The organism is Sporosarcina sp. Y838, assembly GCF_056786515.1.
Window position 1 is genome coordinate 53,483 of record NZ_JBXCJD010000012.1, and the last position, 26,256, is coordinate 79,738.

Genomic DNA, 26,256 nt, shown 5'->3' on the forward strand with positions numbered 1-26,256 from the left:
GACTTGTATGCCTCTATTTTTCTAGTGCTCGCCCATTTTCAATTATCCAGTTCCCAATGAGAATCCACACAATTCAAAAAACCGATACGCAATGTACCGGTTTTTTGAATCATTAGTATTGTTCTGGTTCTGGAGTCGCTTTAGCTACATCATCATTTTTTGTAAACTTATCGACGATAATAGCAAGTGCGCCATCACCCGTAACGTTTGTTGCAGTTCCAAAGCTGTCTTGCGCCATGTAAAGTGCAATCATAAGTGCAATCATCGCTTCATCGAAGCCAAGCATAGTGCTGAGTAGCCCTATTGCTGCCATAACCGCCCCGCCGGGTACTCCTGGTGCTGCAATCATCGTAACGCCGAGCATGAAGATGAATGGAAGGAAATCCGCAAATACAATCGGCATTCCATTCATAAGCATGACGCCTATCGAACAGGATACAAGTGTAATTGTACTTCCTGACAAGTGGATTGTCGCAAAAAGTGGAATTGTAAAATCAGTCACTTTATCCGACGCACCTGTTTTACGCGCCTGCCTTAACGTAATCGGTATCGTCGCCGCAGACGATTGTGTCCCAAGTGCAGTAAGGTAAGCAGGTGCCATTGTTTTCATCAAGAAGAACGGATTCTTTTTTGAAAGCGATCCTGCAACCGTATATTGAAGTGTCAGCATGATGAAGTGAAGAATAATAATCATAACAAATACCATTGCAAAGACAGATAGAACCTTAGCAACTTGGCCAGTATACGTCATATTAAGGAAGATTCCGAAAATATGGAATGGTAAAAGTGGAATAATAACAAACGAAATCACTTTTTCGATTAACACATTGAATTCATCAAATACATTAAGCATAGATTTGCTACCGATGGAAGCCATCCCGATACCCAGTACAAATGCAAGAAGAAGTGCTGCCATAACATCCATCAAAGGAATCAATTCAATCTCAAAAAAAGCTTCAGCCGCAGCACGGCCACTTTCAGCAACACTACCTTCGCTAATTTTCCCGATAAATCCAGGCAACAAACTTGTTGCTGCAAAATAGGCAATAATCCCTGCTACAATTGTCGAAATATAAGCAAATGCTGTCGCCAAACCAAGTAGTCTACCTGACCCCTTGCCTAGCTTCGCAATTCCTGGCGCAATGAAAGCGATGATGATCAAAGGCACTATAAAATTCAAAAAGCCTCCAAATATCATATTAAATGTGGCTGCGAGACCGACAAACCACTCTGCAAAGCCTTCGCTAATTTTCGGTAACAGCGATCCAAACACGACTGCCAGTGCAATAGCGATGACGATACGCCAAATTAGACCAATTTTTTTCAAAACAGTGTTCCCCCTAAGATGATTTTATGTATTTAAGAGACAACGATACCATAATATTTTCGCTATTGAAACACCATTTCGACATTAACATCTATTGGAAAACAAAAAACCTCCGTCGAATTCGTACTTTTCGACAGAGGTTTCTACCTATTATTTAACCGGGACTACTGTGCCGCCCCATTCTTTGATGATAAAGTCTTGAATTTCTTTCGACTTCAATACTTCAATCAAAGCTTTGATTGACTCATTATTTTCGTCGCCTTTTCTTACTGCGATGATATTTACATAAGGGGAATCCTTGTCTTCGATAGCAATTGAATCTTCAATCGGATTCAAGCCCGCATCGATTGCATAGTTCGAGTTAATCAACAATGCATCGCCTTCATCATTCGAGTATAGTTGCGGCATTAGACCAGGTTCATAGTTTGCATCAAATTCAATGTTCTTAGGATTTTCAACGATATCTTTCAGTTCAGCTGCTGTCTTATCTACACTTTCGTCAAGTTTAATAAGTCCTTTTGATTCGAGCATCGCTAGTACACGCCCGTGATCCGAAACTGAACTACTCATTAAAATTGTCGCACCGTCAGGAAGTTCATCGAGTGATTTATACTTTTTCGAATAGACACCAATTGGTTCAATATGGATGCCACCCGCATTTACAAAGTCGTATCCAGCATCTTTAATTTGCAATTCAAGATACGGAATATGCTGGAAGTAGTTTGCATCGATTTCGCCAGATTCAAGATCTTGGTTTGGTAACACATAGTCTTGATATGTTTCGATTTGAAGATCGTAACCCTTTTCTTCCAATAACGGTTTTGCTTGTTCAAGAATGATCGAGTGCGGTGTATTGGAAGCACCGATAACAATCTTAGTTGCTTCTTTTTCGTCGGTGTTTTCACTATTTCCGCTTGTATTATTGCTTTCATCGGTGTTTTTTGTACCGCAAGCCGCAAGTACAAGAACGAGTGCTGCTAATAAAACTCCTGTTAGTAATTTCTTCATTTTATACTCTCCCTTTTCTCTATGCTGTTAACCTGAATGGTTGATATTGCCTATCGTTCACTAAATCTGATTCACCCTTGTCCACTCGCTTCAACAAATTACTTTACTGGGATGACGTCGCCGCCCCACTCTTCAAGAATAAAGTCTTGAATTTCTTTCGATTTCAACACTTCAACCAATGTCTTGATTGCTTCAGTATTTTCTTCGCCTTCTCTAACTGTGATGATGTTCGCATACGGCGACTCCGTCTCTTCAATCGCTATGGAATCTTCAATTGGATTCAACCCTGCATCAATTGCATAGTTTGCATTGATGACTACCGCATCACCTTCATCATTGTTATAGAGTTGCGGCAAAAGTGAAGGTTCGTAATTCGCATCAAACTGAAGGTTCTTAGGATTATCTACAATATCTTTCACTTCAGCCTTTACTTTATCTACTCCTTCAGCCAGTTTAATTAGCCCAGCTGATTCCAGTAATGAAAGTACGCGGCCATGTTCAGCTACCGAGTTACTAAATATGATAGTAGCACCATCCGGAAGTTCCTCGATTGTTTTATGTTGCGTCGAGTAAACAGCCATCGGTTCGATATGGATAGCCCCTGCATTTGCAAATTTATAACCATGGTCGATTACTTGTTGATCCAAATAAGGTATGTGCTGGAAGAAGTTCGCATCCAATTCACCGGATTCAAGATCTTTGTTCGGTAATACATAGTCTTGGTAAGTTTCTATATCAAGTTCAATACCTTTTTCTTTCAATATCGGTGCTGCCTCTTCCAAAATGATTGCGTGCGGTGTGTTAGATGCACCAATTACAATTTCCGTTGCGTCAACTTTTTCATCGGCAGCATTATCCCCGCTACTCGCATTGTTATCGCCGCTGTCATCTTTCGCCCCACAAGCCGCTAATGCTAATAGAAGTACTGCTAATACGATTCCCCCAAAAAGCTTTTTCATAATCATTTCTCCCCTTTTTTCTATTCTTTTTTATAGTTTACAGGCAATGCCTGATGTTACTGTCGTAGAATTATCTCTTGTCAAATTTCCTTACCGCGAAATCCCCGATGAATTGAATGATGAAAACGATAATTAAAATTAAGATTGTTGCAATTAGTATAACGTCCTCACGGCTGCGCTGGAATCCATCCAAAAACGCGAGATTCCCAAGTCCACCTGCGCCGATGATCCCCGCCATAGCGGTGTACCCGACAAGTGCGATTGCTGTTACGGTGATACCCGAGACAAGTGCTGGCATCGATTCCGGTAAGAGAACTTTAAAAATAATCGTCCTCGTTTTCGCTCCCATTGACTTCGAAGCTTCAATTACACCTTTATCAATCTCCTGCAATGCAATCAACACCATTCTTGCATAGAATGGAGCCGCTCCAATAATAAGTGCCGGCAATGCTGCATCCGGTCCGCGAATTGTGCCAAGAAGAAATTTCGTAAACGGAATAAGCAATATGATTAATATGATAAACGGAATTGATCTAAAAATATTGACGAATGCCCCTGAAATAACATTGACCAACTTATTCGACCACAGTTGTCCGGGACTTGTTAGGAAGAGTACGATTCCGAGTCCGAGTCCAATAATCAATGTGAACAGTGTTGAAATTGCTGTCATATAGAGCGTTTCTGCTGTCGCTTCCCACATCTTAGTCCAATCAACATTCGGAAAAAGGTTTTCAATCATTACCGATCACCTCTGTCTGAACATCATTTTCATTGAGGTATTGAATTGCTTCCTCAATAATTGTTGAATCTCCAAGGAGCTGGAGGATAAGTGAGCCATATGCTCCACCATGTGTATGGGAAATGTTTCCTTGGACGATATTGACGCCCACATCGTATTTCCGAATGAGACTTGCGAGCACAGGTTGTTCCGTCTGCTCACCAACGAACACAAGCTTGATAAGTGTACCTGTTGGAAATTCATCCTTAATATGCGCCATTGCCTGCTTCGCTTCCGCGGGCTCCGTCACTTGAGAAACAAATCGCTTCGTAATGGCCTCTTTTGGCGATTGGAACACATCGAGTACGTCCCCCATCTCGACAACTTTCCCAGCTTCCATGACTGCAACCCTATGGCAGATTTTCCGGATTACGTGCATTTCATGTGTGATGAGAACAATCGTCAGTCCAAGCCTTTCATTAATACCAGTCAGAAGATTCAGTATAGAATCCGTCGTTTCCGGATCAAGAGCAGAAGTCGCCTCGTCGCAAAGTAGGACTTCAGGGTCGTTTGCAAGTGCACGAGCTATCCCTACACGCTGTTTCTGACCGCCCGACAATTCTGATGGATACGCATTTTCTCGACCAGTCAAACCAACCAGTTCAATCAGTTCCGCCACTTTCTTTTCGCGCTCGGCTTTTCGCACACCCGCGATTTCAAGAGGGAATGCAATATTGTCTTTCACCGTCCGCGACCACAGCAAGTTGAAATGTTGAAAAATCATACTCACTTTCTGCCGCGCTTCCCTCAAAGCTTTGCCTTTGATAGCCGACATTTCCAAACCGCCGATATTCACACTTCCTGAAGTAGGCATTTCTAGACCGTTCAACAGTCGAATCAAAGTACTTTTTCCAGCGCCACTATAACCGATCACACCGAAAATTTCACCATCAGCTATTTCGAGTGATACATTTTCAACCGCTGTAATACTGCCGGGTCCTTCACCGAACCGTTTATTAATATCCGTTAATTGAATCATTGATTTCACCTCTGAGATTTTGTCTATGTAAATTAAAATTAAGAATTCTTTCGTTGTCTTATGCCTGTCGGGGGCCGGCAGGATACAGGTCATGCAACCGTTATGACAGGACGTCGCGAACTTAGGTTGCGTTCCTTTAGCGGCGCCTTCCGCTTTTCTGTACAAAAAAAACCTTCCTGCAGACGGGCAGAAAGGCTTTACGTTATCATAAAATAAACGTTTGTCCAATCTCTCATCTCTCAAAGTATGCTATGCACTTTGTGTGATTTGGCACCATTTCACTTTCGTGACGGTTGCCGGGCTTCGTAGGGCACTATCCCTCCACCTCTCTTAATAAGAGCGACCTATTCAATTGTTGGTTAAGTCGTATTATATCAAATTCCTGTCTTGATTGTCAATCAATCAATTCCAACAGATACGGGACTGACTGAAAAGCATAGACTTTATGTTGTAAAACGCCATCCTTCTGTATCAACAAGCAAGGAACGCTTTCAATTTCATAGTCAATTGCCAGAGATTGCACATAGTTCAAATCCGCTTTCCCGATTGGCATTTCCGGTTTCATGACAGAAATGACGTTCATCATTTTAGAAGCGACTGCACATGTACCACACATCGGTGTATATAAATAAAACGCAGAATCGGGTGAGTCCTTCAAAGTTGCCTCCCACTGTTCGCGTGTCCAATTTTCCATTTATCTTACATCCTTTAAAGTAAAAATTCGGGTCGGATTTTGAAATCCGCATTTTGTAGTATTTCAGCTAACACTTTATACGGGGTCGTCTCCACTTCCCGGTACTCTTTTTCTGTATATAGATGGATTGCTGCTGGAAATTCTCTTTTAAATAATACACGCGTTTTTTCACCATCTTCATCAGCATCGACAAAAACATACAGGTCCTGTTCTTCATAGGGCGCAAGCAACTCTTCAAGCCGATATGGGCTTACTGTACCGTTCGTACAAATGATTTTGACTGACTCCGCAAGTATACGCGCTAATCTTTTTCTATCCGAACCGCCCTCTACTATGATGATTTTTTCATCCGACAAGAGAGTTCCTCCTTCGCAAATCGACTAGTAAGATGCAAAAGACGCCGGAAATGTACCGGCGCCGTGTTGTAATTATTCTCCGATTGTCATTTTATCATACGCTTCTGCAGACATAAGTTCGTCCAACTCAGAAGTGTTAGAAGGTTCAACGACGACCATCCATGCATTTTCATACGGTGATTCATTGACGAATTCAGGGCTGTCTTCTAGTCCTTCGTTCACTTCAAGTACTTTACCGCTGATTGGAGCATATAATTCAGATACTGTTTTAACCGACTCAACGCTTCCGAAAGGCTCGTCCGCTTTGATTTCATCGCCAACAGATGGAAGTTCAACGAATACGATATCTCCAAGTTCAGATTGTGCAAAGTGTGTAATACCGATGCGGTAATTACCGTTTTCTTCCTTTACCCATTCGTGTTCTTCAGAATAACGCAGATCTTTTGGTGTGCTCATTTATACCCCTCCAAATAAATAGTTTCATTCTCTTCAATTCTGTCATATTTCTCTGATAAAGACAAGACTGTAACTTAATTGCCCCAGACTTTATTAAATTCTTCTTCCTTGAAACCGACAGTTACTTTTCCTTCTCCATAAACAATCGGTCTTTTGATGAGCATACCGTCTGATGATAGCAAACTAATTTTTTCTTCATCGGACATTGTAGGCAGTTTGTCTTTCAAATTAAGCTCTCTATATTTCATGCCGCTGACATTGAAAAACTTTTTCAATTCCAAATCAGAAGCTGCAATCATCTTTCCAAGTTCCTCTTCTGACGGAGGAGCTTCCGCAATGTTCACTTCTTGAAAGTCCAAGTTATTCGTTTCAAGCCACTTTTTCGCTTTTCTACACGTCCCGCATTTCGGGTAACCATAGTAAATTAATCCCATACCGCAACGCCTCCATTTTTCACAGTATAACAGAAAAAACTACCTGGCATATATAGACAGCAGGATGTCAGTGTGATATCTGCAATTTTATTCCATTAATAAGTCACGTCTGTTGAATAACCATATACTTGCATAAAAAACAGATGAGAAGGGCCTGAATACTGCCATTTTCACTGGATAATTTTCGGCCCGCTTTCGGCGAAATAATTACGACCCTTTTACCGAGGAATAGTTTTGGCTAGAAGTAACTCCGTCACTTCTAGCCACACCCTTTGGGGTAATATTGTTGTGATTAATTGCCTGTCGCGTTCCTACAAAACTCAAGTGAAAAAAGCGGTTGCTTTGCAAGAAAAGAATAGATGATCTTCTATAAGAGTGTAAGTGCCCGAAGATGCAATTTCGATCACTCTAGCACCTTGTACATTGAATTCTTCACTAACTTTCAGCAAAGATTATGTGATGTTCTATTAGAAATTGACACTTCCTTTATATAGTAATAGGGATCCAATAGTAGAAGGTTTGAGCGGCCAAAATTGTATCTTTGGCCGCTTCTCTCCAAGTAAGAAGCGAGCTATTCTTACGTCCCGAAACACTTCGGCACTTCTTGTATTTGTGTCTTTGGAGAGCGACGGATGAACAACCACCATAAGATTACCAAATCGAGTAGGAGGGAGTGATTAACTCCCTACCTCTCACACCACCGTACGTACCGTTCGGTATACGGCGGTTCAATTAAGATTGATGACGCAAAGTTTCGTAACGTGATAGTAGACTTTTGAGCCCTTGGGAACTCCAATAGGAGTTTCCGAGGGTTCTATGTAATACAGGACTTTTAGAAATTCTCCAGTAACTTTTACGCGAGTTACCCCATTCGTATGCCTTATCTTTCGGCGCACCTAACCCAATGAGCTTCCTCACCTTCGTACTTGGTTTCTTCCAGTTTTTCCACATACACATTCGAAGTCTTCTTCTAATCCATGAATCGAAAGCTCTGAAAACGCTTGGCGTATCCGCCAATGCAAAATAACCGCACCACCCCATCAGGTATTGATTTAGTTTCTTGATTCGATAATCCATCGGATAGGGTTTCTTCCTAGAGGTTATCTCTCGGATTTTATTCTTCATCCGTTTCATACTTTCTTTGGCAATCCGAACCTTTGGTTCTTTATGTAAAGTAAAGCTGAATCCTAGAAACATCCTCTTCCAAGGGCGGTCTACCGCAGATTTATTCAGATTAACTTTCAACTTAAGCCTTTCTTCAATAAATGTAGTGACAGAACCCATGACTCGATTTCCTGCTTTCTTTGTATTCACATAGATGTTGCAGTCGTCGGCGTACCGGACAAATTTATGTCCTCTTTCCTCCAATTCTTTGTCTAGTTCATCAAGGACAATATTGGAAAGTAATGGACTGAGTGGGCCACCTTGCGGCGTACCTTCCTCACTAGTTGTCACGATACCATTTATCATGATTCCTGATTTCAAATAGTTACGGATTAGCTTAAGCAGACGTTTGTCTTCGATTCGTTTCGAAAGTGTTCCCATTAACCTATCATGGTTCACTTTGTCGAAGAATTTCTCCAAGTCTATATCGATTACCCACCGATTACCTTCCTGTATATATCCTTTCGCTTTCCTTATTGCGCCGTGGGCGCTTCGCTTTGGTCGAAAACCATAGCTATGTTCTGAAAACGTTGGGTCATACAAAGTAGTTAATACTTGGGCAATGGCTTGCTGAATGAAACGATCCATCACGGTAGGGATACCTAATAACCGCATGCCTCCGTCAGGTTTCGGGATTTCGACCCTGCGGACAGATTGCGGCTTATAGGTACCCTCAAGAAGTTCCATTTTCATGGACTCCCAGTGTTCCAAGATGTGCTTTCGTAGGTTTTGTACGGGCATTTCATCTACACCATGGCTCCCTTTATTGCGTTCCACCCGTTTCAGGGCAGAAAGCAGATTTCCACGCGACAGTATTCGTTCCATCAACATTGGTTACGCCTCTTTCCGTGAACAACGTTTCTTCTTATGCCAGTTCTGCTCCACCATCTCGAAGTCCCCCATGGGATTCACCACTTCCTCCTTCAAGCATGCCTTATCGGTTATCTGTGTTCTTCGCAGGTCACTGAATGCCAAGATGTTGTTCTCTCTTAATTGTTCAGCCCTTCCCATTCTTCTCGAGTTGGAATGGTACTATGGCTTCTGCTGACTTCTGATTGTTCAGCTACCCATCACTGAGTAGGTTACCAAGTGTACTTGACATATCAATCAGACCTCCCCAGGTAAGAACGTAGTCTTTCCCTCCACCTATCTGCTTCATTTACTACATACAACCTTCGGCAGAAAGGGCTTTGTTTTGTAATGCAAACTCACCCAATCGTATATAGCCTTATATGAAGTTCGTGTTCCTCAGACCGGAGGTTTGCCGCTCGCTTCCTTCAGATTCCATGTCACCATGGACACCCTTGCGTTAAGCTAACTGTTACTTCTGCCTTCACAGTTCGGGACTTGCACCCTATAGACTACGCCCATGCTGGGCGCACATGATAAATAGGGATGCGACGAAGTCGCATCCCTATTTATTAAGACATCTCGGTAATGGTATAGAGGTCTTTCAATCCTAAGCGATTCAAAGACAACCATACTCGTAGTGCCCAGTGTGATTAAGTTATTTATCGGTTAATCGGCAGGAATGTTAAACGATAAACTTCTCTGCTTCGATTAGCTTAACTGAAGCTTCGCGTTTTTTAGCGATGATATTATAAGGATTTGAACGTGTTAATTTACGCAATGCAGAAATCATCATACGCTGGTTATCACCGTCTACTGCTGCCAGAATCGTTTCTTTCGCATCTCGCTCGATGTCTTGAAAAGCTTCTTGACAGAAAATTTGTGTGTAAAGGATTTTTTGTTGAGACTTCTCTTCACCTACGCGTGCAATCGCTTTTTCCGATCGGAGAAGCGCGGATTCCATGGCAAAGATATTATTAGCGATGTCCGCAATGTTGACTAGCACCTCTTGCTCGGCTTCAAGCTTCGTGCCGAAACGCTGTGCAGCTAGACCTGCCGCAAGCAAACCAATCTTTTTAGCATTTTTAACGAGTACTTTCTCTTGTGCAAGTACTTCATCACCAATTTCCTCAGGCATCATCATAAGAAGTTCTTCTTGAAGCGCTTGTGCTTGTTGAAGCAATGGTAGTTCGCCTTTCATCGCTTTTTTCAGGAACGTCCCCGGAACAAGTAGACGGTTGATTTCATTAGTTCCTTCAAAAATACGGTTGATGCGTGAATCGCGGTAAATACGCTCTACTTCGTATTCTGCCATAAAGCCGTATCCACCGTGGAGTTGAACCGCTTCGTCGACAATGTAATCCAACACTTCGGACCCGACGACTTTGTTGATGGAACATTCGATTGCATATTCCGCAATTGCCGCTGCAATCGCTTTTCCATCTTTTTGCTCAGCAGGGCTCAACCGGCTTTGTCGCTCTTCAAAGTAGCCAACCGTACGGTAAATCAAACTTTCTGCTGCATATAGCCTGGATGCCATCGTCGCCAGTTTTTGTTTAGTCAAGTTGAATGAAGAAATTGGTGTTTTGAATTGCTGGCGCTGGTTCGTATAAGTAATTGCAAGTTCAAGCGCACGTTTAGATCCACCAATTGTGCCAACTCCCAATTTGTACCGTCCGATATTCAAGATATTGAACGCGATAATATGACCGCGACCGATTTCACCTAATAAGTTTTCTACAGGTACTTCAGCATCTTGTAAAATTAATGTACGTGTTGATGAAGATTTGATACCCATCTTTTTCTCTTCAGCTCCGACAGATACACCTGGGAATTCTTTTTCGACGATAAATGCAGAGAACTTATCGCCATCGATTTTCGCGTAAACAACAAATATATCTGCGAATCCGGCATTCGTAATCCACTGTTTTTCACCATTTAAGATGTAGTGTGTTCCAGCAGCATTCAATTTTGCATTTGTTTTCGCACCCAATGCGTCAGAACCAGAACCTGGCTCAGTCAGTGCATATGCACTGATTTTGTCACCTGATACAGAGTTTTCCAAATACTTTTTCTTCTGTTCTTCATTTCCGAAAAGTACGATTGGTAATGTTCCGATACCAACATGTGCGCCATGAGTAATCGAGAATCCGCCTGCTACAGACATCTTTTCTGAGATAAGTGCAGACGCGATTTTGTCGAGTCCAAGACCACCGTATTCTTCTGGTACATCCGCTCCTAGAAGTCCTAGATCCCCCGCAGATTTAAGTAGTCTTACAGAGTGCTCGAATTCATGGTTTTCAAGATTTTCCACGACAGGTGTAACTTCATTTTTCACGTAGTCTTCTGCTGTTTTTGCAATCATTTTCTGTTCATCAGTAAAGTCTTCAGGGGTAAATACACGGTTTGCCTCAATGTCTTCTGTTAGGAAAGCTCCGCCTTTTATCAGTTCGTTCGTTTTTAATTCAGTCATTTTAGTTTCCTCCTTTTTTTCTTGAAAGATTGTCAGTTTTCATTGTCTAGCTCCGAGCGCCAGCCCCTCGGGGTCACAAGTCATTTCGCTAGAGAGGCTGAGGTGCGCCTCTTAGCAAACTGTCTTGTGCCTTTCGGGGCTAGACGGCGCCCTCCGCTTTTCTAATTTGTCTAGCTCCGAGCGCCAGCCCCTCGGGCCTACAGGATGTAGGTCATGCAGTCATTGCCGCAGGACGCGGCGCACTTAGACTGCGTTCCTACTATATAAGTTCAAATACGCCCGCTGCGCCCATTCCGCCGCCGATACACATTGTAACGACGCCGAACTGTCTACCTTGTCGTTTTAATTCACTCATCATGCGTATTGTTAGTATCGTTCCTGTTGCGCCAAGTGGATGCCCAAGGGAGATTGCTCCGCCGTTGAAATTTACTTTATCGATATCAAGGCCTAAATGGCGAATAACTTGAAGTGATTGAGACGCAAACGCTTCATTCAACTCCCAGACATCGATATCTTCAATTGAAAGTCCTGCCAGTTTAAGCGCTTTTGGTATTGCCACAATCGGACCAATGCCCATCACTTCAGGAGGCACGCCGCCCACTGCAAATGACAAGAACTTCGCGATTGGTTTCAAGCCTTGTGCTTCAGCCACTTCACGGTCCATGACAAGTACAGAACCTGCTCCGTCCGATGTTTGTGATGAGTTCCCCGCAGTAACAGTACCTGTCACTGAGAATGCCGGACGCAATTTAGCCAATCCCTCCACGCTTGTTCCGTGACGAACGCCTTCGTCCATTTCAAACATGAACTTCTTCTCGCTATACTTCCCGTTATCATCTACAGTACGTTTCACGATTTCGACGGGTACGATTTCATCATCGAATTTCCCAGCTGCAATCGCCGCCCCCGCTTTTTGGTGGGATAAAACAGCAAATTCATCCTGGTCTTGACGCGTAATGCCATATTTCACCGCAACTTGCTCAGCAGTGTGACCCATACCCATATAATACTGAGGAGCCGTTTCCGCTAAGTGCGCATTCGGTCTAATTGTATTTCCCATCATGGGCACCATACTCATTGACTCGACACCACCAGCGATAATTGCTTGTGAAGAGCCCAGCATTATACGCTCAGCTGCATAGGCAATTGACTGTAGTCCTGATGAACAGTACCGGTTTATTGTAATCGCAGGCGTCGTATCTGGAAGACCTGCAAGTGCGCCTATATTGCGAGCAACGTTCAATCCTTGTTCCGCTTCAGGCAATGCACAGCCAATGATTAGGTCGTCAATTGGTCCGTCATAACCACCCGCACGTTTCAATGTTTCTTTAATCACAAGTGCCCCTAAATCATCCGGACGTACTGTTGCAAGTGTGCCTCTGCCCGATTTCCCAACCGGCGTCCGTGCACCGGCTACTATTACTGCTTCACGCATTGAATTTCCTCCTCTTTGCTATATACAATCCAACATTAATTGCGCAGTGGTTTTCCTTTTACGAGCATATGTTGCATACGTTGCTGTGATTTCGGTTCCGCCACAAGGCTAAGGAACGCTTCACGTTCAAGATCCAACATATATTGTTCCTCAACAAGTGTTCCGTACGGCACTTTTCCGCCCGATAAAACAAACGCCAGCTTCTTCGCAATTTTCAAATCGTATTCACTGATATAACCAGATAAGAACATGCCTTCTGCACCTAACAGCATCGTCGCATAACCAGAATCGCCTGTAACAGGGATTTTTTCACGTTGAGGCGCTTTATAGCCCATATCAAATAATGCAATTGCTGCCTGTTTCGCATCATAGATTAAGTGATCAGCGTTAACACTGATACCATCCGCGAAATCAAGGAAGTTGTTTTCACGTGCTTCTTCACCCGACGCGGAAACTTTTGCAGTTGCAATGGATTCGAATACTTTGTTAGCAACAAATTGATAGTCAATATGGACGCCATTCGGCAATCCTTTCAAATGTTTCGTATATAGCCCGACGTTTCCTCCACCACCTGGTATCAAACCTACACCGGCTTCTACAAGCCCCATATACGTTTCCATTGAAGCTTGAATATGCGCGGCTGGCAGACAAACCTCCGCCCCGCCCCCAAGCGTCATTGCGAACGGCGCAGCGACAACAGGTTTTGAGGAATATTTGATTTTCATCATGGCATTTTGGAATGAACGTATGATGTAATCGAGTTCAAAGATATTATCATCTTGTGCTTCCATAAGAATCATCCCAAGGTTTGCGCCTACGCAGAAGTTTTTGCCTTGATTTCCGATGACGAGTCCTTTAAAGTTCTTCTCCACTTCATCCACAGCGAAATTGATCATTTGAATGATGTCGGGACCGATTGAATTCGATTGCGAATGGAATTCAAGAAGTGCCACACCATCGCCAAGGTCGATTAAACTAGCGCCAGAATTCTTTTTGATGACACCGTGTTTTTTCTTATACCGTTTCAAATCGATACTTTTTTCATTTATTGGGACAAGCTTATAATCCTCGCCATCAAAGAAGTAGCGTTCACTGTCTTCTTCTCTGTAAAAAGTTTCATAGCCTTTAGCTAGCAAACTTTGAACGAAAGAAGGAATTTCATAGCCTTCTTCCTTCATTCTAGTAACGGATTGTTCAACGCCGATTGCATCCCATATCTCAAAAGGCCCTTGCTGCCATCCAAAGCCCCACTTCATGGCATTGTCGAGTGCCACGATATCGTCTGCAATTTCACCGTGCAATTGTGCCGAATAGAGCATTGTCGGAGCTAGGATGTTCCAAAGAATTTCTCCTGTACGGTCATCCGCATAGACAAGGGTTTTCACCTTACGAGCAAGCCCTTTTTGTTGTTTTGCCATTTCAATAGAAGGCGTTTTCAATTTTTTAGCCGGACTGTATTCAAAGGTCTCCGTGTCCAGTTCCAGAATTTCTTTTCCTTGTTTCAAATAGAATCCTTGTTTCGCCTTAGCACCAATCCAGCCGTTTTCAATCATTTTCTTCATAAATGGCGGCAATTCAAATACCTTTTGCTCTTCGCCCTCTGTTTTATCGTAGACGTTTTTAGCTACATGCATGAAAGTATCTAGCCCTACAACGTCAAGCGTGCGGAATGTAGCCGAAGTAGGACGACCAATCAAAGTCCCTGTAACCGAATCGACTTCACCGATAGAAAACCCACGTTTCTCCATCTCACGCACCGTGATTAGAAGACCATACGTACCTATCCGATTGGCGATAAAGTTAGGTGTGTCTTTAGCGATTACAACTCCTTTCCCAAGGACATCTTCCCCAAAACGAGTCATGAACTCAATGACTTCCGGAGCAGTTGTACTAGCCGGAATGACTTCAAGTAATTTCAAGTAGCGTGGTGGATTGAAAAAGTGCGTTCCTAGGAAGTGCTTTTGGAAGTCTTCCGAACGTCCCTCTGCCATCGCTTCAATGCTGATACCTGATGTATTTGAAGTGATAATTGTGCCTGTTTTACGAACCGCATCTATTTTTTCAAATAACCCTTTTTTCACATCCATATTTTCAACAATTACTTCTATAATCCAATCAACGTCTTTTAATTTGTCTAAATCATCTTCAAAATTTCCTGCTTCTATGAGAGACAGATTGCTTTTCTTAGTCAGTGGCGCAGGTTTTTGTTTCAATAGTTTCTGTAATGCGCCTGCTGCAAACTTGTTACGTACCCCGCTACTTTCAAGTGTAAGCCCTTTAGCCACTTCCTCATCAGTTAACTTTCCAGGAATGATGTCGAGTAACAGGACGGGAATCCCAATATTTGCGAGATGGGCTGCTATGCCCGATCCCATGACGCCTGAACCTAAAACTGCCGCTTTTTTAATTTGATAAGCCACGTGTAAAGCCTCCCTTTTCCATTTGAATGAACACTCATTCATTTTATGGGCAAAAAAAATAGAAACTACTTCTATGACTCTTAGTGTAAAACACATTCACCATTTTCGCAATATTTAAATCGACTTTTCTCAATTTAAACGTTACCCTAACTACTCGAAACAGATTATTACCAGTCTACAGTGATAACGTTGTACAATATACCTATGAAGGAGGCTAATAAATTATGAAATCAATTACAACAGTAGAACAATTTAACGAAGTTATTTCAGGAGATTCTAAAGCACTTGTCAAATTCCAAGCAGGATGGTGCCCAGACTGCACACGTATGGATATGTTCATTGATCCAATCGTTGAAAAGTATGACACATACACATGGTATGATGTAGACCGCGACGTGTTGCCTGAAATCGCAGATAAGTATGAAGTTATGGGTATCCCAAGTCTTTTAGTTTTCCAGAACGGTGAAAAACAAGCGCACTTACATAGTGCGAATGCTAAATCACCTTCACAAGTTACTGATTTTCTAGATAGTGTAAAAGCTTAATCAATGAGTATGTTACAAAAGCGGTGGACAAATGTCTATCCGCTTTTTTGTTTTTAATAGACCTTTTTACCATTTGAAGTATAATAGAGTAAACGGTATTGAGGTGCGTACATTGGATTACGAAACTGAAATTTCACAGCTTAAAGCTAAAATTGCATCTTATGAAAAAATTCTACTGAATACAGCCACACCGATCATTCCATCAATCGTCGAGAATACCATTCTGATCCCTATTTCAGGACATACCGATAAACATCGTTTTGATTTAATTCGCACCTGTGTCCTCTCCTATATTGAAGAGCATAGAGGCACAATATGTGCGGTATTCGATTTTACTGGGGTTGGTGCGAAGGATGTAGATGAATTTGATTTTAATCTCCTTACTCTTGAAATCAATCAAATCGACGAAACCTTAAAACTAATGGGTGTTCGTCCAATCTTTGTCGGGTTCACTCCACGTATTGTCAGGGAAGTTGTTCATGCTGGCATTCACTTGGATATTGAAACCTATGTGAATTTCAGAACATCTTTAAAAGTATTGTTATCAGAAAAAGGACAAACACTTCATACTTACTGATGAAGTGTTTTTCTATCAAGCAGATGAAAGGCTTGGCAATGCTCTTGCGAAAGGTACAAATGTAGACGTTCAAAAATACCTGTAATAAATATTCATAAAGTGAAGCTGTCTCCTTGTAGACTGCTTTTTTTTTGTCGGCTGTCTCTAGATCGTTTCGGAAAAACTTGCGTATAATTGCTTGAGGAGGTGTGTATAGTGAAAAAAGTGCTGAATGTGATTGGGAAATCACAATATGATACTGATATCAAAGAGTCATTCCGGGCTTCTGCATGTGGCCCCGTCACTGCTCGTGTTCTGATGGATCAAATTTCTCCCGTTGTATGCCCCTATGATATTAACAACTTATATAAACTTCTTGGAGCAACACGAATCGGACTTTTTAAAAGACATTTCATCCGTAATATGCACAAATTAGTTGGAAGTAACTGGAATGTAGTTGAATGTGGTATTGATGAAGTGAAAAGACAAATCGATAATGACCGACTTGTTGCCGCCAAGTTTGATAAATGGTTTAGTTTGCGTTGGCGCGGAAGTTTTGAATTCGATTATCACTGGGTACCGGTTATCGGTTATGAAGATTTAGGTGATGATATTACTCTATTTATCCATGATAACGGGGGAAGGAATCGGAATAGTCGCGTCCGGTCAGTTTCCTACAATCGAAACCGCCCGATTTTATCTTTTGTAAAAATTGAACCTAGAGAATAGTGAGTTCAAAAAGCTCCGATTGTGCTGAGAAAGGCTTGAAAACCTATATTTTCACTGGATTATTTCCGGCCCGCTTTCGGCGAATTAATCAGGACAATTTTACCGGGAGGGCAAGCGTTGCAAGGAGTGACTGTTGTGATTAATTGCCTGTCGCGCTCCTACAATAATCGAGTGAAAAATGCAGTTGCTCTGAAAGAAAAAAATAGATGACATTCTATAAAGAGTGTAAGTGCCCGAAGATGAAATTTCGGGCACTCTAGCACGTTGTACATAGTATTTTCTGCTAACATTATAAGTAGGTGACACTTCCCTAAGTTGAAAATAGAGAAACTATAATAGAAGGTTAGTGCGGTCAAAATTGTATCTTTGACCGCTACTCTCCAGGTAAGAAGCAAGCTATGCTTTCGTCCAAAAAAGCTTCAGCACTTCTTGTACTTATGTTTTTGGAGAGCGACGGATGAACGACCACCATACGATTACCGAAAAAAATCAGCAGGGATGCGACTTCGTCGCATCCCTGCTGATCAAGACATCTCGATAAGTGTATAGAAGTTCGTCCAACCCAAAGCGAACCACAAACAACTCTACTGTTAGTGCAATATGTAATCCTACAAAAACAGTGAATCTGCTTGTTTTAGAATCATCGAATACCCTTCTTTTTCTATCAATTCCCTCACTACATTATCATAAATAGGAATTTCCAACTCTTCAATCGAACCTTTCATTTCTACTTCACAATGAATTTCCGCCAGTTTTTTAGAGAGTAACAGCATGTCCATCTCTTCTTCTATTTTCTTCCGAATCGCGGGCGTCAGTTCATGGAGGGCATTAACCACACCTTCAACTGTCCCGTGTTCTTTAATCAGTTTTAGGGCAGTTTTCGGTCCGATTCCTCGCACGCCAGGATAGCCATCACTTGTATCCCCTGTAAATGCTTTTGTGTCAATGAACTGAATTGGCGTAATTCCGTATTCTTCTATAAAACGGTCCTCCGTATAAATGTCGTAAATGGCATATCCTTTTTTCGTGAATGCAATTTCGACACCAGGTCTAAGTAGCTGAAGCATGTCTTTATCTCCAGTCACAATTGTGATATTCGCTTTATCACTCCATGTTTTTACGAATGAGCCAATTAAATCATCGGCTTCCATACCAGGAACGCCATAGTTTTTCCAGTTGATCATTTCGGAAACGCTTCTAGCCATATCAAACTGTGGCACTAGTTCCGGTGCAGGTGCGGGTCTGTTTGCTTTGTATCCTTCAAATAAATCATTCCTAAATGTTTGCGAACCCATATCCCAGCAAACTGCCATATGTGTCGGTTTAAATAGTGACATCGCTGTCATCGTATGACGGGCAAATCCTTGAACCCCATTTGTTGGGACCCCCGATTCATTAGGAAAGTAATGTCCCATAGCTGATGTTGCAAAAAAAGAGCGGAATAAGAGAGCCATTCCGTCTACTAGTAAAATATGTGGTTTTTCTGCAGTAGTCATTAAATTTATATCCCCTATCTGTCTTCCTATTCTTTCAAGACTTCTATCTATAATAGCATGCTTTCAATCTGTTGATTGCGGGTAAAGAGTATTAGATTACATATAGGAGGTTGTAAATATGCATATTCACGAAGGTTCTTTGTACTGGCCTGAAACGATGCCGGTCCCCCCCGAACGAAAAAAGGTAGAAATCGCGTCACATTATGATGTCATTATTGTAGGTGGGGGGATGTCGGGAGCTCTTTCAGCACTTGCATTGGCTGACAAAGGTCTGTCCATCGCAGTGCTCGACAAACGGCAGATGGCTACGGGCAGTACAATGGCGAATACGGGGTTGCTTCAATATTCAAATGACATCATGCTTCATGAATTAATCGAACAAATCGGAGAAAAGGACGCTGTACGTTTTTATCAGTTATGTTTGGAAGCAATGGAAGAACTAAAACAAACAGCTGAACGGTTGCCAATTGATCCTGATTTCATCAGCCGGCCAAGTGTTTATTATGCAAGTGACGAAAATGATTTAAAACGGATTAGGAAAGAGTATGAAACATTAAAGATTTATGGATTTCCTTGCGATTATTGGAACGAAGAAGAAATCCGCAAGCATCTCCCCTTTTCAAAACCTGGGGCCATCGTGACATATGGCGATGCTGAAGTGAACCCCTATAAATTCGTCAATGGACTGTTACAATTAGTCGAGAAAATGGATGTCCATCTCTTTGAATATACGGCAGTGAATTGCGTAACCGAAGAAAATGGGCTGTTGCACGTTTCTACATCCTCAGGTGAATTCCATACGGATAAAGTTCTTTTTACAACTGGATATGAGACGCTTCCAGTAGGAAAACGGATTGGTGCTGACATTAACCGTTCTTATGTCTCGGTTACTAAACCACTAGACACTTCCCCAATTTGGCATGAAAATGCGCTGATTTGGGAATCTAAGCGTCCTTATCTTTACATGCGGACAACAATCGACAATCGAATCATTGTAGGCGGGCTCGACGAGGATAAACCCCAAGTTCCTCTTTCAAATGAATCAATTATGAAACGCGGTGAAAACCTAAAAAAACAACTAGAGGCACTTTTCCCAGAAATTCCGATTGAAATTGACTACGCTTATTGTGCAACATTTGGAGAATCGCTAGATAACTTACCATTCATCGGAGAGCATCCGTCAAAAGGAAATCATTATTATCTACTTGGATATGGAGGCAATGGAACTGTTTACAGTATGCTAGGTTCAAAAATCATCGCCGATAGTATGACAGGCAATGCGAATCCCGATGCTCATATCGTACAACTCGAACGGTACGCAGACGCTTTAACCGGTGGACGAAGCGGAATTGCCTAACCAATCAACACGATGACAACTTGGCTTATCCCCTTCACCCAAGCAGAAATTGAGCGAGCTTTTCAATATCCGGCGTAAAAATACGATCTTCTTCAATCGGACGTACGATTTTCAACAATTGGTCGAACTTGACACGGGTTTTCGGCGCCATCTGTTCGGGTCCGCGGATATGACAACCTGTCATTGCACACAGTGCTTCAATTGCAAGGACATTTCTCGCATTTTTAATGATTTGATGAGCATGCCTTGCACCGATTGTTCCCATTGAAACATGGTCTTCCTGGTTACCCGATGACGGTATCGAATCGACGGATGCAGGGTGTGCGAGTGTTTTATTTTCTGATACCAGGCTTGCGGCTGAATACTGCAAGATCATGGCACCTGACTGCAGTCCTGGTTCGGGACTTAGGAAAGGCGGTAATCCTTCATTCAATTGCGGATTGACGAGCCGTTCGATACGACGTTCGGAAATACTGGCAAGCTCCGCCACCCCTAGTTTCAAGAAATCCATCGCAAAGGCAATCGGCTGTCCATGGAAATTCCCCCCTGATACAACCGTTTCACCATTATTAAAAATGAGCGGATTATCCGTTGCTGCGTTCATCTCAATCTCCAGTTTTTCTTTTACATAACCAAGTACTTGCCAGCTGGCACCGTGCACTTGTGGAATACAACGGACGGAATAAGCATCTTGGACACGCTTCTCCCCTTGGATCGTAGTAAGACGGCTTCCTTCTAACCAATCCAACATTCTCGACGCCACATCTACTTGTTCTGGAAAACCGCGGGCCTCATGTATGCTTGGATGAAATGCGTCTGTAATTCCATATAATGCTTCCATTGTCATAGCCGCTATCCACTCACTGTCATAGGCAAGTGATTCTGCCTCTAAATAATTAACAACGCCTTGTGCAGTCATCGCTTGTGTTCCATTTATAAGCGCAAGCCCTTCTTTTGCTTCAAGTACGATGGGCTCCATTCCATGCTTTTTCCACACATCTGCAGAAGCTGTATGCATTCCGTCTTGCCACACAAACCCTTCGCCTAGTAATACGAGTGCTAGATGAGCCAAAGGTGCCAGATCACCTGATGCACCGAGTGATCCTTGCTGAGGAATGACTGGATGGATACGGTTATTCACCATATAAGCGAATCGTTCCAGCACTTCAGCACGAATTCCTGAAAACCCTTTCAGCAAAGCATTCAAACGGAGAATAACCATTGCACGCGAAACCGTTTCAGGGAACGCCTCTCCCACCCCACACGAATGCGAACGAATCAGGTGAAGTTGCAATGCTTTCGTATCCTTTTCGTCAATTTTCACATCACTGAATTTGCCAAAACCAGTATTAATCCCATAAACAGTTCGCTCTTCTCGCACAATTTTCTCGACAGCTGCACGACTATTATGTACACGCTTCAATGCTTCACTGTTTAATGAAACAGCCACTTCTTTATAGAGTATTTCACTCATCTGATCTAGACGAAGAAAGGAACCAGTTAATTCAATCATGTCACCCATCCTTTATCTGAATTTGCTTACCCTAATCTTATCGTACAGGATAAAACTACATAAAGTACCACTTTTCAGAAAGTTTAGTCTCTGCTAACAAGGCGCTGTTGTAATGAGGTAAAGCGTTGAAAAGGTGAAAAAATTCTCATACATAGATGTTTTAAAAGTTCGAGAAAATCGGTATCTATTTGGCTCTTTCCCCACCATCTTGACCAATTATTATACGAAGAGTCCACGCATTTCATTTGTTTTCGCATAGGATAAGGGGAATCGCTTGGAAGGAGTGGAAGAATGGTTAACATGCAACCAGGTGGTCAAGGGGAGCAACAATGGTTCCCGAGATTACCTGATGGATATGAAGGTAATCCGTCGCAAGGAATGCAAGGATATGAGAATCAAGGCTGGCCGCCGGGCATGGGTATGCCTGGACAGGGAATGCAAGGTTATCCTCAAGGTCAAGGTTTCGGGATGCCTGGATACTCACCAGGTCAAGGTGGGCAGGGATACGGAATGCCTGGGTTCCCACCAGGCCAAGGCGGGCAAGGGTTCGGGATGCCTGATCCACCGGGGCAAGGCGGGCAAGGGTTCGGGAGGCCTGGGTTCCCACCAGGGCAAGGTGGACCAGGATTCGGAGGGCCAGGATTCCCAGGGCAAGGTGGTCCAGGATTCGGGGGGCCAGGTTTTCCACCAGGGCAAGGTGGTCCAGGGCAACAGCAAGGACATCGGGCTCCTACATCAGCACCTCCAAACCGGATACCAGAATATCCTAGTGCTTCATTGTTCGCAGTAGACCCCGGGGCAATCCGCCGTTGCCTATACCGCTACACTTTTATCTGGACATCGAGAAGACAAGGTTTTTGGTTCTTCCCGGTCTTCGTTGGACGGACTTCCGTTGCGGGCTATAGATGGCGCAGCAGACAAAGAAGATGGGAATACATGGGCATGGATCTTAACCAAATTAACAGATTTACCTGTTAGAAATGCACGACCTTCATAATTATAACAACTTACATTTCAAATAATATATTCCTATTTAACAAAGCGATTCCAATCGTCATCTGGAATCGCTTTTCTATCGTTTTTTTGTTTAACTTTGATTGTGCAAGGGTATGAATGAAGTGGTTGTAAAAATGGGTTAATGGGTATGATTACTCCAAAAGACATATACCAAAACCCATTAGAAATTAGAGGTGATTTGATGAAAAAAGTATCTAACGTTTTTTGGATTACCTTAGTACTTGTAGTATTGACAGTTTTATACGGTGCTATCTCGCCGGAAAGCTTCGAAATAGTTACTAACAATATGAAGAATTTTATAACATCATCGTTCGGTTGGTATTATCTACTAGTAGTCACCGGGATTGTATTGTTCTGTCTGTTCTTTATAGTCAGTCCAATGGGGCAGATTACACTAGGTAAGCCCGACGAAAAACCTGAGTATTCTCGTTTAAGCTGGTTTTCAATGCTATTTTCAGCAGGGATGGGGATTGGACTTGTTTTCTGGGGAGCAGCAGAACCTTTATCTCACTTTGCCATAAACCCAGCAACGGAACAACCAGAAACAGCTGCAGCCTTCCGTGAATCAATGCGCTTCACTTTTTTCCATTGGGGAATTCATGCATGGGCGATTTACGCTGTCGTCGCCATGACTCTTGCCTATTTCCAATTCCGTAAAGGAGAGCCCGGTTTGATATCTTCAACAATGAAACCGCTATTTGGAAAACGAATGGACGGTTGGTTAGGTACTCTGATTAATGTTCTTGCTGTTTTCGCGACAGTATTCGGTGTCGCAACGACACTAGGTTTTGGCGCCATTCAAATTAACGGCGGATTAGCTTATCTATTCGATTTGCCCATTAGTTTCCCTATTCAAGTTGCCATTATCATTATTGTTACAATTTTGTTTGTTGCGTCTTCATGGTCAGGTCTAAGCAAAGGGATTAAATATTTGTCTAACATCAATATGGTTCTCGCATTAGTATTACTTATCCTTGTTGTTATACTTGGGCCAACCTTGTTAATTTTCAATACGTTTACTGATACAATCGGTACTTATTTGCAAAACTTGATACGGATGAGTTTCCGGGCAGCACCTGTTAATGAAAGTCATCGTGCATGGATTAATGACTGGACCATTTTTTACTGGGCATGGTGGATTTCATGGGCTCCTTTCGTCGGTATATTCATTGCGCGTGTATCGCGTGGTCGAACAATCCGGGAATTCCTTGTCGGTGTCTTGATGTTACCAACCCTACTAAGCCTCTTCTGGTTTTCCGTTTTCGGTACGACTGCAATAGATGTACAAAAGAAAGGTACCGATTTGTCCGGACTAAAAACAGAGGAAACGCTTTTCGCCGTTTTCAATGCGATGCCAATGTCGATGACGCTATCGATTATCGCAGTCATTCTCGTTGCAATCTTTTTCATCACTTCCGCCGATTCTGCAACATTCGTACTTGGAATGCAGTCGACTTACGGATCACTCAATCCGCCGAACACAGTAAAACTAACATGGGGTATCGCTCAGGCTGCTGTTGCCATGATTCTACTCTCTGCCAACGGACTAACTGCACTTCAGAATGCATTAATCATAGCAGCATTGCCGCTCTCCTTTATCATAATCCTTATGATGATCTCGTTTTATAAGGCGCTTAATATAGAACGTAAGGAGATGGGGCTGATGGTAAGACCTTACTCGAAGAAGCGGAAAAAGTGATTTTGAATAGCTAACGTTAATCAAAAACTCAATCAGTTAGTAAGGCTACAGATAGAACCTAATTCATATTTGAATTAGGTTCTATCTTTTTCTACTTATTTGGTACGTAGGAACAAATCAATTTTCTCTATTTCATTATTTCGGTTCAATCTAACAATATTCCCACTTTCCTAATGACTTAATCATACATAGTCTGAAGGTGCATATATTTCATAGAGGGAGATATTAAGAAGTTTAGAAGGCGGGAGATTGATAGAGGTGAGCGCGATATTACTTGGTGGGTTTCTTTTTTTCAGTGTAAGCATCGGGGGTGGGATTGCTTGGCAGGTATCAAGATACTTCCGAAATTCAACCGCGGGATTATCTCTATTATGCGGGGGATTTCTATTAGGATTACTCGCAATTGACATCATTCCAAGCGCGTTAAAAATGTACAAGCCATTTGGCATTATTCTTGGCGTACTAATTGGATGTCTACTTTTCCTAGTCATTCATAATTTAATGCATACACTTACTATTAATAAGCCATCAGCACTCTTGCTGATGATTGCTTTACTGATACATACAATCCCGCTAAGTTTAACCATAGGAAACTTGTTGGAGAATTCGACTATTGGCATCACGATTACAGCTTCAATTATTCTTCATCATGTTCCGGAAGGTTTCGCCCTTACTACTGCCCTTCTTTCACAAGGGAAAAAACTATGGCTATTACTTTCTTGTTTCCTCACTTTATCCATTTTCTTCGGCCTATTCATATGGATCGGACATTACGTGAATCTCACCACAAAAGAGCAAGGCGTACTAATGGGTATTTCCATTGGTCTGATTGCCGCTACAAGCATCAGTGAATTTGTCTTACATCACATTAAAGTTGTTCCTTTCAAGATCTTTACAATGTACATTCTTATGGGGTATCTACTGAGCACTCTATTTCATTTGTTGCTTTAATTTTTGACCTTCAAAAAAGACGACCTCATCTACACTCATATAAAATCGTCTATACTTTCGAGTAGCAGCTTCTAAATTAATTCAGAATATAAGAACCCTTCACCAAACTACGTCGCTCAGAAGGTTTGTCGGAATGACACTTTAATGGTCCTGTTATGCCCCGCCCGCGGCCGCCGCAGACTGAGCCGCTTTTGCGCAATCAATTGCCACAACGAGCGCCACGAGTAGTGGTTCCATCTCAACATCTAGAACTTCCAACTCGTAGCTATCGCCCCATGTGAACCACTTTTTACTGACAGCGCCAATCAGTTCCCCATGTCGGTACACTTCGAAATCCATATCCCACCAATTTCCCTGTACTACTATTCCTGCCGCGTCAATTGAATAACGCGCTTTTAAAAATGAAAATTCCTTTTTTATCGTTACCGTTTCTTGGCCGTGTACTTCGGCAAAAAAAGTCGGTAGGAAACTAAACGTTTTTTTGGTGATCATCGCCACTTCTTCCAAAGCCACATCCATAATCGAAAACGTCTTCGGTATTTTCATGAAGCTTCCTTCTACGAAATACACTTCATTCTCTTCTGCATCCTTCACCGAAAACTTGCCACTCAAACTAAATACCTTTTGCTTGATATACAACTGTCTCATGCGATCCCTCCTCGTACTAGAAGACTCTTTTCAGTTAAACCCGTTATCTCTAATACGTATCGGATGTCAAAACGTTTCACTTTCTCCATAGAAATGAGCAATACATTTAGTCTTGCTGCTTCCCCTAAGCTTGGATTAAAATTTCAGCTACCTGTGTGTGGCACTAATCAGGTAATTCACTACAAGTGTATAATAATAGAATGAAAATCAGATAAATTGGCGAATGTCTGTTTTTTGTATGTTTATCCAGAAGCGTGAAATGTTTGTCTTTGTGCGACTCACAGACCCCCAAATTAAAAAAGCGACCTGTCCACAATGTTGTGCACCCCAAAAGTTAGAGTCAAAATCTAACCTTTGGGGTGTTTTATTATGGCTAAATATAGCGATGAGTTTAAGTTGATGGTTGTGAAAGA

The 26,256-nt window shown here is 42.3% G+C and carries 23 protein-coding genes, 1 pseudogene and 1 riboswitch; of the genes and pseudogenes, 7 read left to right on the forward strand and 17 right to left on the reverse strand.

The annotated features are described in order from the left end of the window. Positions 1–112 precede the first annotated feature (112 nt). The 13 genes from AC1TO4_RS14210 to AC1TO4_RS14270 all read right to left on the reverse strand — a co-directional run bounded on the left by AC1TO4_RS14210 (position 113) and on the right by AC1TO4_RS14270 (position 15,332). Positions 113–1,327 (reverse strand): dicarboxylate/amino acid:cation symporter, encoded by a 1,215-nt coding sequence (locus tag AC1TO4_RS14210; RefSeq protein ID WP_482105872.1) that lies wholly within the window; start codon positions 1,325–1,327, stop codon positions 113–115. Positions 1,328–1,477: 150 nt separating this feature from the next. After that, a complete protein-coding gene (locus AC1TO4_RS14215) occupies positions 1,478–2,335 on the reverse strand; it encodes a MetQ/NlpA family ABC transporter substrate-binding protein (protein WP_482105873.1) in 858 nt (285 codons plus the stop codon). A 98-nt stretch (positions 2,336–2,433) separates the two neighbouring features. Beyond that, positions 2,434–3,294: a MetQ/NlpA family ABC transporter substrate-binding protein gene (locus tag AC1TO4_RS14220; RefSeq protein WP_482105874.1), complete on the reverse strand. Its 861-nt coding sequence runs from the start codon at positions 3,292–3,294 to the stop codon at positions 2,434–2,436. A gap of 70 nt (positions 3,295–3,364) precedes the next feature. After that, positions 3,365–4,033 (reverse strand): methionine ABC transporter permease, encoded by a 669-nt coding sequence (locus AC1TO4_RS14225; RefSeq protein ID WP_482105875.1) that lies wholly within the window; start codon positions 4,031–4,033, stop codon positions 3,365–3,367. After that, positions 4,026–5,051, reverse strand: a complete 1,026-nt coding sequence (locus tag AC1TO4_RS14230; RefSeq protein WP_482105876.1) for a methionine ABC transporter ATP-binding protein — start codon at positions 5,049–5,051, stop codon at positions 4,026–4,028. The genes AC1TO4_RS14225 and AC1TO4_RS14230 overlap by 8 nt, the downstream gene beginning before the upstream one ends. A gap of 229 nt (positions 5,052–5,280) precedes the next feature. Next, positions 5,281–5,391, reverse strand: a riboswitch (SAM riboswitch). Between the two features lie 54 nt (positions 5,392–5,445). Next, positions 5,446–5,745, reverse strand: a complete 300-nt coding sequence (locus tag AC1TO4_RS14235; protein WP_482105877.1) for a thioredoxin family protein — start codon at positions 5,743–5,745, stop codon at positions 5,446–5,448. 14 nt (positions 5,746–5,759) lie between these two features. Beyond that, the gene (locus AC1TO4_RS14240; RefSeq protein WP_482105878.1) at positions 5,760–6,101 is read right to left on the reverse strand and encodes a toprim domain-containing protein; all 342 of its coding nucleotides are present in this window, start codon (positions 6,099–6,101) and stop codon (positions 5,760–5,762) included. Positions 6,102–6,173: 72 nt separating this feature from the next. After that, positions 6,174–6,557: a glycine cleavage system protein GcvH gene (gene gcvH, locus AC1TO4_RS14245; RefSeq protein ID WP_482102261.1), complete on the reverse strand. Its 384-nt coding sequence runs from the start codon at positions 6,555–6,557 to the stop codon at positions 6,174–6,176. A gap of 74 nt (positions 6,558–6,631) precedes the next feature. Further along, complete coding sequence (locus AC1TO4_RS14250; protein ID WP_482102262.1) at positions 6,632–6,991, reverse strand: arsenate reductase family protein; 360 nt, start codon at positions 6,989–6,991, stop codon at positions 6,632–6,634. Between the two features lie 732 nt (positions 6,992–7,723). Further along, positions 7,724–8,986, reverse strand: coding sequence for a group II intron reverse transcriptase/maturase (gene ltrA / locus AC1TO4_RS14255; RefSeq protein WP_482105879.1), 1,263 nt, complete (start codon positions 8,984–8,986; stop codon positions 7,724–7,726). A gap of 703 nt (positions 8,987–9,689) precedes the next feature. Beyond that, positions 9,690–11,477 (reverse strand): acyl-CoA dehydrogenase family protein, encoded by a 1,788-nt coding sequence (locus tag AC1TO4_RS14260; RefSeq protein ID WP_482105880.1) that lies wholly within the window; start codon positions 11,475–11,477, stop codon positions 9,690–9,692. A 259-nt stretch (positions 11,478–11,736) separates the two neighbouring features. Continuing rightward, positions 11,737–12,912 (reverse strand): acetyl-CoA C-acetyltransferase, encoded by a 1,176-nt coding sequence (locus AC1TO4_RS14265; protein ID WP_482105881.1) that lies wholly within the window; start codon positions 12,910–12,912, stop codon positions 11,737–11,739. A 35-nt stretch (positions 12,913–12,947) separates the two neighbouring features. Next, positions 12,948–15,332, reverse strand: a complete 2,385-nt coding sequence (locus tag AC1TO4_RS14270; RefSeq protein WP_482105882.1) for a 3-hydroxyacyl-CoA dehydrogenase/enoyl-CoA hydratase family protein — start codon at positions 15,330–15,332, stop codon at positions 12,948–12,950. 224 nt (positions 15,333–15,556) lie between these two features. On the opposite strand from AC1TO4_RS14270, the gene AC1TO4_RS14275 reads away from it, so the two are divergent. The 3 genes from AC1TO4_RS14275 (at position 15,557) to AC1TO4_RS14285 (ending at position 17,162) form a co-directional block, all read left to right on the forward strand. Beyond that, entirely contained in the window at positions 15,557–15,877 is a 321-nt protein-coding gene (locus AC1TO4_RS14275; RefSeq protein ID WP_482105883.1) for a thioredoxin family protein, read from the forward strand. A gap of 112 nt (positions 15,878–15,989) precedes the next feature. Beyond that, entirely contained in the window at positions 15,990–16,454 is a 465-nt protein-coding gene (locus AC1TO4_RS14280) for an STAS domain-containing protein (protein WP_482105884.1), read from the forward strand. Between the two features lie 195 nt (positions 16,455–16,649). Beyond that, on the forward strand, positions 16,650–17,162 hold the full coding sequence (locus tag AC1TO4_RS14285; protein ID WP_482105885.1) for a cysteine peptidase family C39 domain-containing protein: 513 nt from the start codon (positions 16,650–16,652) through the stop codon (positions 17,160–17,162). Positions 17,163–17,770: 608 nt separating this feature from the next. Here the strand turns inward: AC1TO4_RS14285 and AC1TO4_RS14290 are convergent. Further along, positions 17,771–18,658, reverse strand: a complete 888-nt coding sequence (locus tag AC1TO4_RS14290) for a 5'-3' exonuclease (RefSeq protein WP_482105886.1) — start codon at positions 18,656–18,658, stop codon at positions 17,771–17,773. A gap of 157 nt (positions 18,659–18,815) precedes the next feature. On the opposite strand from AC1TO4_RS14290, the pseudogene AC1TO4_RS14295 reads away from it, so the two are divergent. Further along, positions 18,816–19,910, forward strand: a pseudogene (locus AC1TO4_RS14295) (NAD(P)/FAD-dependent oxidoreductase); the annotation flags it as partial. Positions 19,911–20,049: 139 nt separating this feature from the next. On the opposite strand, the gene hutH reads toward AC1TO4_RS14295, so the two are convergent. After that, positions 20,050–21,528, reverse strand: a complete 1,479-nt coding sequence (gene hutH / locus AC1TO4_RS14300) for a histidine ammonia-lyase (protein ID WP_482105887.1) — start codon at positions 21,526–21,528, stop codon at positions 20,050–20,052. A 291-nt stretch (positions 21,529–21,819) separates the two neighbouring features. Here hutH and AC1TO4_RS14305 point away from each other — a divergent pair, with 291 nt between their 5' ends. From AC1TO4_RS14305 to AC1TO4_RS14315, 3 genes are all read left to right on the forward strand, one after another. Continuing rightward, entirely contained in the window at positions 21,820–22,506 is a 687-nt protein-coding gene (locus AC1TO4_RS14305) for a hypothetical protein (protein WP_482105888.1), read from the forward strand. A gap of 220 nt (positions 22,507–22,726) precedes the next feature. Next, on the forward strand, positions 22,727–24,244 hold the full coding sequence (locus AC1TO4_RS14310; RefSeq protein WP_482105889.1) for a glycine betaine uptake BCCT transporter: 1,518 nt from the start codon (positions 22,727–22,729) through the stop codon (positions 24,242–24,244). 258 nt (positions 24,245–24,502) lie between these two features. Continuing rightward, positions 24,503–25,195 (forward strand): ZIP family metal transporter, encoded by a 693-nt coding sequence (locus AC1TO4_RS14315; protein WP_482105890.1) that lies wholly within the window; start codon positions 24,503–24,505, stop codon positions 25,193–25,195. 153 nt (positions 25,196–25,348) lie between these two features. Here AC1TO4_RS14315 and AC1TO4_RS14320 read toward each other — a convergent pair whose 3' ends face one another. Together AC1TO4_RS14320 and AC1TO4_RS14325 are read right to left on the reverse strand one after the other, a co-directional pair. After that, complete coding sequence (locus tag AC1TO4_RS14320; protein ID WP_482105891.1) at positions 25,349–25,843, reverse strand: LURP-one-related/scramblase family protein; 495 nt, start codon at positions 25,841–25,843, stop codon at positions 25,349–25,351. A gap of 207 nt (positions 25,844–26,050) precedes the next feature. Further along, on the reverse strand, positions 26,051–26,256 hold a 206-nt coding region (locus tag AC1TO4_RS14325), incomplete at its 5' end, for a hypothetical protein (RefSeq protein WP_482105892.1).